At 63.7% G+C, this 16,795-nt stretch carries 12 protein-coding genes; 10 read left to right on the forward strand and 2 right to left on the reverse strand.

The features are described from left to right. Positions 1–61: 61 nt before the first annotated feature. The 8 genes from U858_RS0114530 (at position 62) to U858_RS0114565 (ending at position 12,838) form a co-directional block, all read left to right on the forward strand. Positions 62–595: an ATP-binding protein gene (locus U858_RS0114530; RefSeq protein WP_025137881.1), complete on the forward strand. Its 534-nt coding sequence runs from the start codon at positions 62–64 to the stop codon at positions 593–595. 204 nt (positions 596–799) lie between these two features. Beyond that, on the forward strand, positions 800–1,333 hold the full coding sequence (locus U858_RS0114535) for a hypothetical protein (RefSeq protein WP_025137882.1): 534 nt from the start codon (positions 800–802) through the stop codon (positions 1,331–1,333). A 32-nt stretch (positions 1,334–1,365) separates the two neighbouring features. Next, on the forward strand, positions 1,366–3,798 hold the full coding sequence (locus U858_RS34250; protein WP_025137883.1) for a hypothetical protein: 2,433 nt from the start codon (positions 1,366–1,368) through the stop codon (positions 3,796–3,798). Positions 3,799–3,833: 35 nt separating this feature from the next. Beyond that, the gene (locus U858_RS0114545; protein WP_029953876.1) at positions 3,834–5,969 is read left to right on the forward strand and encodes a type I secretion system permease/ATPase; all 2,136 of its coding nucleotides are present in this window, start codon (positions 3,834–3,836) and stop codon (positions 5,967–5,969) included. A 5-nt stretch (positions 5,970–5,974) separates the two neighbouring features. Then, positions 5,975–7,399 carry an HlyD family type I secretion periplasmic adaptor subunit gene (locus U858_RS0114550; protein ID WP_051593579.1) on the forward strand — a complete coding sequence of 475 codons (1,425 nt, stop codon included), beginning with the start codon at positions 5,975–5,977 and terminating at the stop codon, positions 7,397–7,399. Then, complete coding sequence (locus tag U858_RS0114555; RefSeq protein ID WP_081821613.1) at positions 7,399–8,820, forward strand: TolC family outer membrane protein; 1,422 nt, start codon at positions 7,399–7,401, stop codon at positions 8,818–8,820. Before U858_RS0114550 ends, U858_RS0114555 begins: the two co-directional genes overlap by 1 nt. 83 nt (positions 8,821–8,903) lie before the next feature. After that, positions 8,904–10,553 (forward strand): VRR-NUC domain-containing protein, encoded by a 1,650-nt coding sequence (locus tag U858_RS0114560; protein WP_025137887.1) that lies wholly within the window; start codon positions 8,904–8,906, stop codon positions 10,551–10,553. After that, complete coding sequence (locus U858_RS0114565; RefSeq protein ID WP_025137888.1) at positions 10,550–12,838, forward strand: ATP-dependent DNA helicase; 2,289 nt, start codon at positions 10,550–10,552, stop codon at positions 12,836–12,838. Before U858_RS0114560 ends, U858_RS0114565 begins: the two co-directional genes overlap by 4 nt. A gap of 16 nt (positions 12,839–12,854) precedes the next feature. On the opposite strand, the gene U858_RS0114570 is transcribed toward U858_RS0114565, so the two are convergent. Together U858_RS0114570 and U858_RS0114575 are read right to left on the reverse strand one after the other, a co-directional pair. Further along, entirely contained in the window at positions 12,855–13,259 is a 405-nt protein-coding gene (locus tag U858_RS0114570) for a group III truncated hemoglobin (protein WP_025137889.1), read from the reverse strand. Between the two features lie 101 nt (positions 13,260–13,360). Beyond that, positions 13,361–14,890, reverse strand: coding sequence for an MFS transporter (locus U858_RS0114575; protein ID WP_025137890.1), 1,530 nt, complete (start codon positions 14,888–14,890; stop codon positions 13,361–13,363). Between the two features lie 259 nt (positions 14,891–15,149). Between U858_RS0114575 and U858_RS0114580 the strand changes: the two genes are divergently transcribed. After that, positions 15,150–16,034, forward strand: a complete 885-nt coding sequence (locus tag U858_RS0114580) for a LysR family transcriptional regulator (protein WP_025137891.1) — start codon at positions 15,150–15,152, stop codon at positions 16,032–16,034. A 134-nt stretch (positions 16,035–16,168) separates the two neighbouring features. After that, positions 16,169–16,681, forward strand: a complete 513-nt coding sequence (locus U858_RS0114585) for a PaaI family thioesterase (RefSeq protein ID WP_029953881.1) — start codon at positions 16,169–16,171, stop codon at positions 16,679–16,681. Positions 16,682–16,795 lie beyond the last annotated feature (114 nt).

Genomic DNA, 16,795 nt, shown 5'->3' on the forward strand with positions numbered 1-16,795 from the left:
ACCCCGCCACTGGCGGGTTTTTTGTTGGCCCGCCGGTTGGTTTCTTTCCTGAAGGCAAGCCATGCAAACCACGCTTTCCCGCGATACTCCCACGCCGACATTGCATTTTCTGTGCGGCAAGATCGGCGCCGGCAAATCCACCCTGGCCGCACAACTGGCGTCGCAGCCGCGCACGCTGCTGATCAGCGAAGACGCCTGGCTGGCGGCACTGTACCCCGGCGAGATCCTGGACGTGGCCGACTATGGCCGCTGCGCCGGCCGGCTGCGCAATGCCATGGGCAGCCACGTGGCCGCGCTGGTGCAAGCCGGGCTGTCGGTGGTGCTGGACTTTCCCGCGAACACCCGCCGCAGCCGTGAATGGCTGCGCGAGGTTGCCACGGCCGCGGGCTGCCCGCAGCAGCTGCATTTCCTGGATCTGCCGGACGAGGTCTGCAAGGCGCGGCTGCGGGCGCGCAATGCGTCGGGCACGCATCCCTTTACCACCAGCGAGGCGCAGTACGACGCGATCACTGCTTATTTCGTGGCGCCGCAGGATGATGAGGGATTCGAGATCGTGCGGCATGCGGCCCCCGACGAGCGGCCACGCGAAAACTGATACCGATTTATCTATGCTGTGTGCTGAATAGGGTATGGCAGGTGCCAAGGCCAGCCCTGCTGCGCACTCTGCAATATTGTCGTCATTTCGTTCAGCATAATGTCAGGTTGACTTTCACGGTGCTCTATGTGGCTATCCGTGCAGCCCTGACGTGCGGTTCTGTGCTTGCTGTCATCACGCCACGGCGATCTTAGGGAATATCTCATGGACAAATTCTGGACATACGAAGAACTGACCCGGGCAACCGAGGAAAAAATCCAGGCCTTCGCAGCCACGGTGAGCGTGCTGCCTCGTGATCCGGCCACGCTGGACTCGTCTCGCGTGTCATTTCTTTCTCGGGCTGACGGCGCCTATGCCCTTTGGGTCACGGTTACCGAAGGCGTGCAGCTCGAAGCGGACGTCAAACGGTTGCGCGCGATGGTTGATGCGATAGCAAAGGAAATCTACCAGCACGTTCCCGATCCGCGGCCTGCAAGTGAAAGAGGTTGGAAAACGAAAAGGGAATGGACAGATGAAGAGGTCCAGGTCGCGGTTCAGCGGTTGAAGGAAAAGGTTCCTGAGGTATGGCAGGAGATTTATCAAGTTGAGAAAGCCGGCGGCGACATTGATGGTCTGGACGCGCTGACCATGGAACTCGCGCATCTGGCCGGGATGTATCCGGATGCGGATCTACTGGACGTCAACAGACTCCATCGAAAAGTCGACCTCATGCGCAGAAAAGAGCTGGGCCTGATCTGATTCGTGAAATCCACTGAGTGAGTCTGGAAACGATGACTACGCCGTTCTACCTTGATGCCGTATCCCTGATCAACACTTTCGAAGGTGGAGGTGTCAAAGGGCTTGATGCGATAGGCGCGTGGGCAAATGCTCGTGGCCTGGAAATGGTTGTAGCGGACCTGGTCATTTTCGAACTCGATAAGCCCGGGTCTAGCGGCGCATCTCCGGAGCTGACATCCTGGATAGAGCGAAATGCCAAGACGGTGACTACCAACGAATACAAACTGTTCGCTCAGTATGTCGAGGATTCGCGCGCAGGCATTCCTAACAATTATGTTCCGAAGGACAAAGGCGAGCGTGCCATTGTCGAGTTGCTGGACCAGCTTTCGCCAGATGAACGAGCCAAGGCAACCGTTTTTTCGGAGGATGGATACTTTCGAAACAACGTCAAGTACAAAGACTTCACCTATGGCCCGTCGGAGGTGTTGTCGCAGGCCGCAGCGAAAAAATTGATATCGATGGACGACTACGTCCAATTGCGCGACGGATTCAGGCAGAACAACACTTATAACCCTTTGAAAAAGAACGGAGGCTACTCCAAGGCGCTGGACAAGTTCGTCGACCCGTCCGACATCAGCAGCTATCAAAAAGGAGGGGCCGGCGCGATCAGTGTCAGGACCCTCAAGATCATCACGAAGGGCGCGGCAATGCTGGGCGGCGCCGCAATGGTGTTCGACATCGGCACGAGCACCGCCCAAGCCGCCCAGGAACTCGGCAAGGGCAACCCAGGCGAGGCCACCCATATCATGCTGCAATTGGGCGCAAGACTGTACGCAAGTACGCAGGGGGCCTTGCTTGGGGCACGGCTAGGCGTGCAGGGTGGACTGGTCTTCGGCCTGCCGGGTGCGCTGCTGGGAGCGCTGGTCGGCGCGGTCGGCGGGGGAATGGCAGGCGATGCGGCCGCCGGATTGACCGTCGACAAGCTCTGGGCGGCAGCGGGCAAGCTGCTTGGGCTGCTTCAGAACAACGAGTACATCAAGGAACCGGAGTTTCCGGGTTCCCTGCCGTTCCTCTCCGACGAGAAGGAATACCGCAGGGAACTGGCCACTTCCGGCATGCCGCAGGACCTGATCGACCAGGTCGTCGATTCGATCAAGAAGGGCGGGGAACTCGTAGACATCCAGAGCCTCAGGCACGAGGTCGACAATGCGAAGAATCAACCAGGCAGTGAACAGCAGCTGGTCAAGGTGACTCAGTATCAGATCGACGATTGGCAGAATGTGACCGTGATCGAAGGCGATCGCGAGATCACAAAGATCTATAACAACAAGGTGGAAGTCACGAAGTATTCCGAGTCGAATCAAGCGGATCCGACGTGGGTCTATCAGGAAAAATGGGCTCGACAGGAGTTCGTTGGCCAGGACGGAAAAACGGTCGTCAGCCGTGAGCATTTTCTCGACGGAATCTTGCCAAAGGAGGTCGCGCATGAGTATCGGGCCGTGCCTCCCGAAGACGTGACGCCGGAACGGTACGCGCAGATTCAGCGGGAACTTAAAGACTACCAAGCGCGCGTGGAGGAATTGGCCAGAAAAAAGGCGCAGGAAAAGTCCCTGACCATACCGGAGATGCTGGCGGAACTAGGCTGGCCGCAGGTGCCCGCGACAGAGCCGTCGGCGCCGGTCGGGGGGACGTCTACCCATCCCGCCGGAGAGCTCCCGCCCTATCCGGGACCGCCGTTCCATCCCTGGCCCGGCTACTACCATTTCATGGATGGAAACTGGTATTACTCCGGCCCGCCGCCGCAGGCATGGGATGCGTGGGTGTGCGTCGATGGCTTCTGCGGTCCCGCCCCGTATGAGATGGGTTCGCCGATCGTTCTGGATCTGGACCGCAATGCGATGCTGGATATTGTGCCGACAGGTGAGCGCAGCTACCTGGTGAGATCGGCGGCGACGTTTGACTTCAATGCCGATGGCTTGCCGGACAAAACAGCGTGGGTTGGCCCGAAAGATGGCTTTCTGATCATCGACCTGAACAAAGATGGCAGTTTCAACCCGGATGGCGTCGTCGACCAGACCAAGGAACTGGCCTTTACCGCTTGGAAGACCCAGGAACAGTGGAAGCAGGAATTGTTGGCCCAGGGCCTGAATGCCGACAAGCCGGTGACGGACATGCTGGCCCTGCGGTTGCTGTTTGACGCCAACCAGGATGGCATCCTGGACGCCCGGGATCCGTATTGGGATAGCTTTCGCGTGTGGCAAGACAAGAACCAGAACGGAATTTCCGATGCTGGCGAGCTGACGACACTGGACCAGGCCGGTATACAGTCCATCAGCCTGGCGCCGACCCCTCAGGGCGCAATGGTCTTTCCGGACGGATCGGCAATCACGGGCACCAGCCAGGTGCAGATGGCGGACGGCTCGCATATGCTGGCCGGTGATGTTTCCCTGCGTTATCTGCCGTCAGGCGGCCCCAAGTCATCCTGATCATGGCGATTCGCCGAGCGGAATAATCTGTGTCAATGGATGCTGTATTGCTATCGAAGGGGGACGCTCCCGTCGATACGGGGCTGACTTGCCTGGTCTTGTTGGCGCGATATCACCAGACCGCGGTCGACGAGGATCAGCTGGCGCATGAGTTTCGTCCGCCGGGGGCTAGCTTCGGGGTCACGGAGATATTGCTGGCTGCCCGCAAGCTTGGTTTGCAGGCGGCCATGCGGCGAGTGCGGACGGCTCGCCTCGCCACGACTCCCTTGCCCGCGATTGCGCAGGCACGAGACGGCTCGTTCTTCATTCTTGCCCGCCACGATGCCGGAAAAGCGACCATTCAAGAGGCCGGAGCTTCAGGGCCGCAGGAACTGGACGAACAGGCCTTGCACGAGAAGTGGGCGGGCAAACTGATCCTGCTGACTTCGCGGGCTTCGTTGACGGCGAGCCTGGCCAAGTTTGACTTCAGCTGGTTCATTCCCGCGGTTGTGCGATACCGGAAGATCCTGGCGGAGGTCTTCATTGTTTCTTTGGTGATCCAGCTGTTCGCGTTGGTCACGCCCTTGTTTTTCCAGGTGGTGATGGACAAGGTGCTGGTGCATCGCAGTTTCACGACGCTGGATGTCATCGCGGTGGGCCTGCTGGTGGTGGTGGTGTTCGAGGTCGTGTTGACGGCGTTGCGCAGCTATGTCTTTGCCCATACCTCCAGCCGTATCGATGTGGAACTGGGAGCGCGCCTGTTCCGCCACCTGGTCAATTTGCCGCTGTCCTATTTCCGGGCACGGCAAGTCGGCGCCTCGGTGGCCCGGGTGCGGGAGCTGGAGAACATACGCGCATTCCTCACGGGAAACGCAATCACGGTTGTGCTGGATCTGATCTTTTCCGTGGTCTTTCTGGGCGTCATGGCTTACTACAGCTTATGGCTGACCCTGATCGTGGTGGTCTCGCTGCCCTGCTATTTTCTGGTCTCTCTCGCCTACACCCCGGTACTGCGTGCTCGCCTGGACGAGAAGTTCAACCGTGGCGCCGAAAACCATGCGTTCCTGGTCGAGACCATCAGCGGCATAGAGACCGTGAAAGCCAGCGCTGTAGAGCCGCAATGGATACGCCGTTGGGACCAGCAACTGGCGGCCTATGTCATGGCGGGGTTCCGCAGCGCCTCCATCGGGACCTTTGCCCATGGGGCCGTGTCGTTGATCGGCAAGCTGGTGACCGTGGCGACGATGTGGTTGGGCGCCAAACTGGTGATTGATGGGGCATTGACGGTGGGCCAATTGATTGCCTTCAACATGCTGGCTGGCAATGTCGCAGCACCAGTCATGCGGTTGGCGCAGCTGTGGACGGACTTTCAACAGGTCGGCATTTCGGTGCAGCGACTGGGCGACATTCTCAATGCCAAGGCGGAAACGCATACTCCCAGGCCCGCGTTGCCCGCTGTGCACGGCGCGATTGAGTTCGATGGCGTGCAATTCCGTTATGCCCCCGGGGCGTTGCCAGCCTTGAGAGGCGTTTCCTTATGCGTTGCCCCTGGCGAGACGATTGGCATTGTCGGGCGTTCCGGCTCGGGAAAGAGCACGTTGACCAAGCTGGTGCAGCGTCTTTATCAGCCTGAGCAGGGCAGGATACTGATAGATGGCATCGACATTTCCACGATCGACGCCAGTTCATTGCGCAGACAGATTGGCGTGGTTCTGCAAGACAATGTGCTGTTCAACCGCAGCATTCGGGAAAACATCGCGCTGCATGATCCCGGGGCGGGACTCGAGCAGGTGATTCAGGCCGCCAAGCTTGCAGGTGCCCACGAGTTCGTCAGCGAGTTCCCCGAAGGCTACGACACGATGGTCGGGGAGCATGGCGCCACGCTGTCAGGCGGGCAGCGCCAGCGTATCGCGATTGCCCGGGCGCTGATGGCCGATCCCAGAGTCTTGATTTTCGATGAGGCGACCAGTGCGCTGGATTATGAATCCGAGCGCATCATCCAGCAGAACATGCGGGCAATTTGCCAGGGACGAACCGTACTGGTCATTGCTCATCGTCTGTCCGCCGTGCGGGGCGCCCATCGCATTGTCGTGATGGAGCGGGGTTCCATCATTGAAGAAGGAACGCATGCCGAGCTGGTGTCCAGGGCAAACGGCCAGTACGCCGCGCTTTATCGCATGCAGCAAGGATAGGTCCGATGAGCTTGCGCCTTTCGTTGGCCGCTTGGCGTGATCTGCGCCGGCGCTATGTTCAAGTTTTCCGGCATTCCTGGGGCATGCGCAAGGAATGGGACAGCAAACGGTATGAGGCGGCTGAAACTGAATTCCTGCCTGCCGCGTTGGCTTTGCAGCAACGGCCTGTCTCGCCCGCGCCGAGGGTAGCGATGTGGCTGTTGATTCTTTTTTGCGTCGTCGCGTTGCTGTGGTCCACCTTCGGTAGGGTCGACATCGTCGCCACGGCCCAGGGGAAAATCATTCCTACGGAAGGTACGCAAGTCATCCAGCCGATCGGAACCGCCGTGATCAAGGCGATTCACGTGCGGGAAGGCAGCCTCGTCAAAGAAGGCGATCTGCTGGTTGAACTGGATGGAACATCGACCACGGCCGAGAGACAGCGCATACAAAATGATATGCAGGCCCAGCAGTTGCAAGCCGGTTTGGCAGAGTCGCTGCTGCACGCGCTGGAAACCGGACGGGCGCCGCGCGTGTCGTTGTTTGATGCGGATTCTCCAGAAAGGGCAAGCGCGCAGCGCTTGGCCGACGGGGAACATGCCGCCCTGCAGAACAAAATGGCCGGCATCGACGCTCAATTGCTGCAGCGGCAGGCGGAGTTGGCCACCACCATGGCCCAGGTGCGCAAGTTGGAGCGTGTGGTGCCTATTGCCCGGCAGCGAGCGGGTTCCCTGAAAGAGCTGGCTGACGCACAGTATGTTGCCCGCAACACCTATCTGGATCGGGAGCGGGAACGTATCGAACAGGAATCCGAGTTGGCGGTACAGCGTGGCCGCCTGCTCGAGATCGAGGCCGCTATCGCGCAGGCCCGGCAGCAGCGTGCGACGTTGATGGCGGAATCGCGCTACGCGAACTTGACGCGCGGCAATGAAGCGCGCCAGAAGCTGGCCCTGTTGGAGCAGGATCTGGTGAAGGCGAGGCAATCGGAACAGTTGACCCGCTTGGTCGCGCCGGTCAGCGGCACCGTTCAGCAACTGTCGGTCCGGACGTTGGGCGGCATCGTCACGTCGGCACAATCCCTGATGCTGGTGGTGCCTGACAGGGACACGCTCGAGGTCGAGGTGTTTCTGGAGAACAAGGATGTGGGTTTCGTGCTTGCCGGCCAACAGGTCGAATTGAAGGTGGAGACGTTTCCGTACACCAAGTACGGCGTCATACCGGGCACGGTGTCTTCGATTTCGAACGACGCCATAGAAGACGAAAAGCGTGGTTTGATTTATGCGGTGAGAATTGCCATGGCGCGTTCTTTCATGGTGGTCAATGGACAGACGATCCGGCTGGCTCCAGGGATGGCTGTGACCGCGGAAGTCAAGACGGGAAGACGCCGGGTAATCGAGTTTTTCCTGGATCCTCTCATGCGGCATACGGCAGAAAGCCTTCGGGAGCGCTGATGGAAGGGCGTCTGGATAGATCGAAGGCTCGCCGGCTGGCTTCAACGTGTGTCGGCGTTCTGGCGGCGTTGGCTTGCTGGCCAGCCGCTCAAGCTCAGGCGGCTGATTTGCTTGCGGTGTACAGGTTGGCGATAGCGCACGATCCCGGGCATCGAGCCGCCCGCAAGGAACGGGACGCGATTGTCGAAGAACGCGATATCGGCCGGGCGGGTCTGTTGCCCAGGATTTCCTATCAATATCAGACGTCTCGCAGCAATGCTGAATTGTCCCAGCCTGATCTGTTCGGAAATGCGGCAACGACCAACCGTTCGTATAGCAGCTATTCGTCTCAATTGAACCTGCAGCAACCCGTGTTTGATTGGCGTGCGATTTCGGGATATCGGCAGGGTGTTGCCCGGGCAGATTTTGCACAGGCCCAATTCATGGGGCGTGAGCAGGAGCTGGCAGTCCGGGTCACACAGGCGTACACGGATGCCCTTTACGCGATGGATCTTCTGGATCTGGTTCAGGCGCAGCGACGCGCCTATCGAGAGCAGCTATCGGCCAACGCGCACCGGCTCGAAGCGGGTGAGGGTACCAAGACGGATATGCTGGAAACCCAGGCGCGCTATGACCTGACCCTTGCTCAGGAAGTCGAATCGCAAGACGCGCTGGACGCGGCGCTGCGCGAACTGCAGGGCATTACAGGCCAGGCATGGCAGATTGGCGAATTGGCGCCGCTGCGTCGAGAGTTTCAGATACAGCCGCTGGTGCCCGGTGCGTTTGGCCAATGGCAGGCGCAGGCAGTGCGGCATAACCCGGAACTGCAGGCGATGGCCCATGCAATAGAGGCAGCGGGTAGCGAAGTGGAAAAGGCCCGATCGGGCCACCTTCCGAAAGTGGCGCTGTACGCGTCCGCCGGCCGCAATCGTTCGGTTTCCGAAAGTACCTATGACCAGCGTTACGTCACAAACAGCGTGGGTGTGCAGATCGATATCCCGCTCTATGCCGGGGGAGGCGTATCGGCCGATTTGCGCAGAGCCGTCGACGGCCAGGACAAGTTGCGTTACGAACGCGACGCCAAGATGGCAGAAGTGCTCAACGGTTTGCGCAAGCAGTTCAACCTGTTCAACAGTAGCGCAGCGAAGATACGGGCATACGAATTGGCGGTGGCGTCGAGTCGGGAGCTGGTGACAGCAATGAAGCGAAGCGCGGCGGGCGGCGAGCGGGTCAACGCCGATGTACTGGATGCGGAACAGCGCTATTACGAGGCATTGCGCAACCTGGCACAGGCGCGTTACGCCTATCTTCAGTCGTGGGTGAAGGTGAAATGGTACGCCGGCACGTTGACGGAGGCGGATATGGCTACGGCCTCCAGGTATTTTCAGCTGCGAGAAATGGGCGGTGCGGCTGGGAGCAATCCAGGCCAATGGGCTCGCTGACGCGCCGCCGTGCCACCGCTGTGCCGGCATATCATCGGCCTGCTATGATTACTGGATAAATAACCAGTCATCCGGCGCCGCCGATGCTTGCCCCGCACCGCTACTACTACCTGCACAATTTCCAGCGCGCCCTGGCCTGGGTCGGCGAACGCTATGCCGACCTGCTGGACGACCGCGAACGCCGCTTCATGGCGGATTTCGCGGCGTTGCCGCAGGCATCGCAGGCGTTGCTGGTGCGCATGCTGATGCGGCGCGGGCCGTGGTTTCGGGCCAGCCGCCTGGTCTACGAAGAAATCCCCGATACGGCGGACGCCGCGGCGCCGTTGCTGGCGCTGGGTTGGCTGGATGCCGATGCCCCCATGACGCTGGACGAACTGTTCGGGCTGCATACGCGGCCCGAACTTGACCGCATGTTCGCCGGGGCGGTGGCGCGGGGGGCGCGCAAGGCCGACTGGCTTGAAACCTTGCGGGCCACCCAGCCCGATGCCCAAGCCTATGCCGACTGGACCGACCTGGCCGACCCCGCCTGGCGCGTCGACGTGGCTGACCTGTGCGAGCGCCTGCGCCTGATGTTCTTTGGCAACCTGCACCAAGATTGGTCCGAATTCGTGCTGGCCGACCTGGGCGTGTTCCAGTACGAAGCGGTGCCGCTTGATGCGGCCTCGCGGGCCTTTCAGTCGCGCGACGACGTCGACCGCTACCTGGCGCTGCACGCCTGCCGCCGCGCGCTGGACGATGTGCCGTACGACCTGTTGGACCTGGACGCCCTGTTGCGGGCGGTGGCCGACTGCGCCAGCGCCAATGCCTGGCTGGAAAAACGCCGCGCCAAGGTATTGCTGCGCATCGGCCAGGCGTGCGAGCGCGCGCAGGACTGGCCCGCGGCCCAGCGGGTCTATGCCCAGTGCGCCTATCCCGGTGCGCGGCACCGCCACATTCGCGTGCACGAACGCATGGAACGCTTCGACGACGCGCTGGCGCTGGCCTTGCAGGCCCAGGCCCAACCCGAAAGCGAAGAAGAAACCCAGCGCCTGGCGCGCATGCTGCCGCGCCTGCGCCGCAAGCTGGGCCACGGCGCGCCGCGCGGTGCGGCCGCGGCGCCGGTCGTGCGCATCGACCTTGAACTGAACCGGCCCCAGCCGCCCGCGCCCGTGGAATTCGCCGCGCGCGACCACCTGCACCGCGATGATTCGCCCGTGCACTACGTGGAAAATACGCTGATCAATTCCTTGTTCGGGCTGTTGTGCTGGCCGGCGGTGTTCGCGCCGCTGCCGGGGGCGTTCTTTCACCCGTTCCAGCGCGGCCCGGCCGACCTGGAAGCGCCGGATTTCCACGCGCGGCGCCAGGCGCTGTTCGCCGAATGCCTGGCGCAACTGGATACCGGCCAATACCGCGCCACCATCCGCCAGCGCTACACCGACAAGCAGGGCGTGCAGTCGCCGTTCGTGTTCTGGGGCGCCTTGTCCGATGCCCTGCTGGACCAGGCGCTGGATTGCCTGCCGGCCGCCCACCTGAAATTGTTCTTCGAACGCTTGCTGCGCGACGTCAAGGCCAACCGCTCGGGCTTGCCCGACCTGATTCGTTTCTGCCCCGATGCGCCGGGCTATGAACTCATCGAAATCAAGGGGCCGGGCGACAAGCTGCAAGACAACCAGATTCGCTGGCTGGCGTATTGCGCGGCGCACGGCATCCCGGTGCGCGTGTGTCATGTCACGTGGCGCGAGGCCGCGGCATGAGCTATGCGGTGGCGGTGCGCGCGCTGTGTGAATTCACCGCCCGCGAGGGCGACCTTGACCTGCGCTTCACGCCGGCGCCCAGCGGGCTGGAAGGCATGGCCGGCCATGCCGTGGTCACCGGCAGGCGCGGGCCGGCCTACGAAACCGAGGTCGCGCTGTCCGGCCAGTACGACACGCTGCTGGTGCGGGGCCGCGCCGACGGCTACGACCCCGTGGCCAACCGCCTGGAAGAAATCAAGACCTACCGTGGCAGGCTCGACAGCGTGCGCGACAACCACCGCGCCGCGCATTGGGCGCAGGCGCGGGTCTATGCGCACCTGCTGTGCCAGGCGCGCGGCCTGGCCCAGGTGCAGGTGGCCCTGGTGTATTTCAACGTGGCCACCGAAGAAGAAACCGTGCTGGCCGAAAGCCGCGATGCGGCCTGGCTGGCGGCGTTTTTCCAGGAACAATGCAGCCGCTTCCTTGCGTGGGCGGGCACCGAACTGGCGCATCGCCAGGCGCGCGATGCGGCGCTGGAAAAACTGGCGTTTCCGCATGGCGAATTCCGTAGCGGACAACGCGAACTGGCGGTGTCCGTGTACCGCACGGCGCGCGATGGCCGTTGCCTGATGGCGCAGGCGCCCACCGGCATCGGCAAGACGCTGGGCACGTTGTTTCCGTTGCTCAAGGCCAGCCCGGGTACGGGGCTGGACAAGGTGTTTTTCCTGGCAGCCAAGGGGTCGGGGCGAGGCTTGGCGCTTGACGCCCTGGATACCCTGAACGCGCAGCCGGCAGCGCCCGGGCTGCGGGTGCTGGACCTGGTGGCACGCGACAAGGCCTGCGAGCATCCTGACAAGGCCTGTCATGGCGATTCCTGCCCGTTGGCGCAAGGGTTCTACGACCGCCTGCCGGCGGCGCGCGAGGCGGCGCTGGCGGTAATTCAAGATGAACCTCACGGCCGCCTGGATGCGCCCACCGTGCGCGCCGTGGCCCGCGCGCATCAACTCTGCCCCTACTACCTGTCGCAGGAACTCATCCGCTGGAGCGACGTGGTCGTGGGCGACTACAACTACTACTACGATTCCACGGCCATGCTGCATGGCCTGACGCAGGCCAACCAATGGAAAGTGGCGGTGCTGGTGGACGAGGCGCACAACCTGGTCGAACGCGCCCGCCGCATGTACACCAGCGAACTCGACCAGCTGACCCTGGCTGCCGCGCGCCAGGCCGCGCCCAAGCCGCTGAAGAAAGCGCTGGACGGCCTGCAACGGTCGTGGACGGCGTTGAACAAGAAGCAGGTCGACGCCTACCAGGCCTACGAGGCTGCGCCGGCCGGGGTGTTGGCGGCCGTGCAGAAAGCCGTGGCGGCCATTACCGAATACCTGGGCGAATCGCCGCTGGCGCAGGATGATCCGGTGCTGGCGTTCTATTTCGAGGCGCTGCATTTCATGCGCCTGGCCGAGCAGTTCGGGTCGCACGCCTTGTTCGATGTGACACGCGCCGATGGGCGGGGGCAGGGCGCCAAGACGCCGCCGTCGACCCTGTGCGTGCGCAACGTGATACCCGCGCCGTACCTGGCGGCCCGCCATGCGGCGGCGCATGCCACGGTGCTGTTTTCGGGCACCTTGAGCCCGCAGCAGTTCTATCGCGATACCCTGGGGTTGCCGGCGGATGCGGCCTGGATCGACGTGGCCGCACCCTTCCAGGCCGAGCAACTGGCGGTGAAAGTGGTGGGCAACGTGTCCACCCGCTATCGCGACCGCGAACGCTCGCTGGCGCCCATCGTCGACCTGATCGCGGCCGAATACGCGCGCCGGCCGGGCAACTACCTGGGGTTCCTGAGCAGCTTCGATTACCTGCGCCAGGTGTCCGACCTGATGCGCCAGCGTCATCCGCAGGTGCCGATCTGGCTGCAGACGCCCGGCATGGGGGAAGCCGACCGGGCGGCGTTCCTGGCGCGCTTTACCGAAAGTGGGCAGGGCGTGGGGTTTGCGGTGCTGGGCGGCGCGTTTTCCGAAGGGGTGGACTTGCCGGGCAAGCGCCTGATCGGCGCCTTCATCGCCACGCTGGGGCTGCCGCAGGTGAACGCAGTGAACGAAAACATCAAGCGCGCCATGGACTTGCGCTATGGCGAGGCGCAAGGCTACGACTACACCTATCTGTACCCCGGCATGCAAAAGGTGGTGCAGGCGGCCGGCCGGGTGATTCGCACCGAGCAGGACGTGGGCACGGTACACCTGATCGATGACCGGTATCGGCGAGCCAAGGTGCGCAATCTGCTGCCCAGCTGGTGGCGGGTGGACTAGGGCCTGGGGCAGGCCCTTACGCCGAGCGCAGTTCCGTCAGCGGCTGGTTCGGGTCGCGGCTCAATTGGTAGCCGTACCATAGGCTGCGCGCCATGCGTTGGGCCATTTCACCCGCGGCCTCGGCCAGGGCGCGGTTGGGCAGGGCGGCCAGGGTTTCGCCCCACAACGCCAGCCAGCGTTCGAACAAGTCGGCGCTCAGGTGCGGCATGGCCACGTGCTTGGGCATCGGCATGCCCGTGAAGCGCCGGGTGCCCCGCAACACGGCCGACCAGAAGTCCGACAGCGTGGCCAGATGCTCGTCCCAGTCGTGCACCTGGGCCTCGAATACCGGGCCCAAGGCGGCATCGGCGCGGGCCTTGGCGTAGAAGGTATGCACCAGGTCGCGGATTTCGGCTTCGGTGCAAAGGTCGGATTCGGACAAGGGCGTCTCCCGGGCGGCGGCAAAAAAAGATGCCGTAGATAGTAGGGCGCGGGGTGGGGCCGGCGCGTTGATCTGGCGCAAACCGCTGTGATCCTGCGGTATCAGGATGCCTGCGTGCGCACGGCTGCGACCGCTGTCGTGCGCGGCCGCCCCAGCAACGCGTACACCAGCACGGCCAGCAGCAGTGCAATGCCCGCCAGGACATACAACACGTGGCCGAAGGCCGTGTCGTAGGCCTGATGCAGCAGCGTGCCGGCGCCGGGCAGCACCTGCGCCGCCTCGGCCAGTTGCCCCAGGGCGGCGCGGTTGGCGGCTTGCAGCAGCGCCAGGGCATCGGCGCCGGGCAGCGCGCTGGCCGCCTGCGCGTGGATCAGCGTGGCCAGCAGGGCGCTGACCACGGCGATGGCCACGCCGTCGGCGGACACGCGCACGGTATTGAAGATGCCGGTGGCCATGCCTACCCGATCGCGTTCGACCACGCTGACCGCCATGGCGTCCATCAGGCCCCAGGGCAGGCCGATGCCGATACCGATCAGGCCCATGGGCAGCCACAGCGCGTCGGCGCCGCCAGACAGGTCGCGGGCCAGCCAGGCCAGGCCGGCCGCTACCGCCACCAGGCCTACGCTGGACAGCGCGCCCGGGCTGGCCCAGCGTGTCAGCAGCGCCGCCAGGAAGGGCACGACCAGCAAGGGCGCGGCCAGGCCGATCATCAATTGCCCGGCCTGCAAGGCGCTGTAGCCGTCGATGCCGATGAAGCGACCCGGCAGGATGGCGATCAGCACGATGAAGAGAAAAGCGGGCGACGCCGCCAGCACCTGCACGCCGACGAAGCGCGCGCTGCGAAACAGCGACAGGTCCAGCATCGGATGCGGCGTGCGCAGTTCGGCCACGATGAAGGCGGCAGCCAGCAGCACGGAGGCGATCAGCGATCCGGCGACGGCGGCGTCGGTCCAGCCGTTTTCCGGGGCCAGCAGCATGCCGTAGGTGAACAGCCCCAGGGCGCCCGTGAAGCTGAGCGCGCCGCGCCAGTCGAAGCGGCCGTGCGCCACGCCGGGCGTGGCGCGCACGCTGGCGGCCACCAGCGCCAGGCCGATCAGCCCCACCAGGCCGGTGCCATGAAAGACCCAACGCCAGCCGGCCGTCTGCACCAGCCAGCCCGAGATCAGCGGGCCGAACGACAGGCCGATGCCGAAGGTCGTGCCCAGCAGACTGAAGGCACGCGCGCGGGCCGCACCATGGAACAGGGGCGCCAGCGACGACATGGCCGCGGCAAAGGCCGCCGCGCCGCCCACGCCCTGCATCAGCCGCAGAAAGTCGATCCAGCCGGCCGACGGCGCCCAGGCGACCGGGAAGGTAAAGGCGCAGAACCACGCCAGCCCGCCCAGCCAGACGCGGCGCGGGCCATACAGGTCGGTCAGGCTGCCGGACACCATGATGACGCTGCCGTAGGCCAGGATGTAGCCGTTCAGGATCCAGTTCAATTGCACCGGCGTGCCGCCCAGCGCCTGGCTGATCGAAGGCAGCACCACGGCTGGGCCAGTGAAGCATAACGGGATCAATACGGCGGTCAGGCAGGCGGCCAGCAGTTGCAGCCAGCGGTTGGGGGCAGGGGAAAGGTCGGGTGATGTCATGGTCGGAATACGCGGCGCGGCACCGCTGGCGAAACGGGAATAGGGGCGTGATGGGCGGCAATCACGCCACGCCACCCACGCGGTGCCCGCAGAATAAGCAGCCGGAGATAAAAGAAAAATAGGCTAGGATTCCGAATATTCCGGACATGAAAGTCCGTATTGAAATGGCGGAAGGTGGCTCAATGGATGGCAGGGCAACAACATCGCGAGGGCGGGCAAGTGAATGGCAAGGCAACGCAATGAATAGCGAGGCAACGCCATGGATAGCCTGAGCGGCATCGGCGTATTCGTGCTGGTGGCCGATACGCGCAGCTTTGCCGAGGCGGGCCGGGTGTTGGGCGTGTCGGCGTCGGCAGTGGGCAAGAGCGTGGCGCGGATGGAAGCGCGGTTGAAGGTGCGGCTGTTTCATCGCAGCACCCGCCACATTGCGCTGACGCCCGAAGGCGAGAAATTCCTGGAACGCTGCCGCCGCATCCTGTGCGAGGTGGAAGCGGCGGAACTGGAATTGTCCGAGGCCAGCGGCACGCCCAGCGGTCGGCTGCGGGTCAGTCTGCCGCGCTACAGCGGCTTGTTCGAGTCGGCCCTGGCCAGTTTCCTCAAGCGCTATCCGCAGGTCGAGCTGGACCTGGATTTCACCGACCGCATGGTCGATGTGATCGGCGAAGGCTACGACGCCGTGGTGCGCACCGGCGAGATGGACGATTCGGGACTCAAGCGTCGGCGCCTGGGGCCGTTTCGGCGCGTGTTGGCCGCCTCGCCCGACTATCTCGAAAAGCACGGCACGCCCAAGCGCGCGGCCGATCTGCTGCGCCACTGCTGCCTGCATTACCGCTATCCCAGCACCGGCAAGCTGGAAAAATGGCCATTGAAGATGGGGCCCACGGCGCAGGCGCCCGAGTTGCCGCTGACGCTGGTGTGCAACAGCGTCGAGATGCGGATCTTCCTGGCGCTGAGCGGGCTGGGCATCGTCTGCCTGCCGGACTTCACCATCCGCAACGAACTGGCCTCGGGTCGGCTGCAGATCGTGCTGGATGAGCGCACGCGGGGCAATGGCACGATGTGGGCGCTATGGCCCGCCAGCCGGCATCCGTCGCCCAAGCTCAGGGTGTTCGTGGATCACCTGGCCCAGCATCTGTTCGCGTAGAACGAGGCGGCTGCTTGCCATATGACGATCATCATATTAGGATCGTGGGTAGCACGCATGGCAGTCCCCGGGGCAATGTTTGTTGCGCCTGGCGGCTGGCCGGCGCCCGTCAGTGATTCCTCCCGGAGCCTCGCATGTCATCTGATTCCCCCCCGTCCGCCCGCGCGTCCACTGCCTTGCAACGCGAACCCAGCCTGGTCGACCAGACCGGGGCCGGCTTGAGCGGCCTGGAGCAATTGCGCGCCCTGTTGGCCTCGGGCCGCAAGCCGGGCATTCTGGTGTCGCTGGATTTCGATTTCGTCGAGGCCGAGGAAGGCCTGGCGGTGTTTGCCGGTACGCCTGGCCCGCACGCCTACAACCCCATCGGTACGGTGCACGGCGGCTATGCCGCCACCTTGCTGGATTCAGCTTGCGGCTGCGCAGTGCATTCGCGCCTGTCGGCCGAGCAGGCCTACACCACGCTGGAACTGAAGGTGGCCTATCACAAGGCCATCACGCGCCACAGCGGCTTGTTGCGGGCCGAGGGCCGCGTGCTGTCGTTCGGCCAGCGGGTGGCGTATGCCGAAGCCAAGCTGACCGACGCGCAGGGGCGCTTGCTGGCGTCGGCGACGTCCACGCTGCTGGTGTTCGCGCGTCCGTCCGTCTGATTCCGTGCGTGGCCTGCGTGGCCGTGCGGCGCGGTGACGCCGGAATGTCCCTCTTGATGCCTGCGCGCCCCGCGACACGGCGTAGTATTGTCGGCGTGCCAATAGCGGCCCGGT

It is taken from the genome of Achromobacter sp. DH1f (assembly GCF_000633435.1).
Lineage (GTDB): Bacteria > Pseudomonadota > Gammaproteobacteria > Burkholderiales > Burkholderiaceae_B > Achromobacter > Achromobacter deleyi.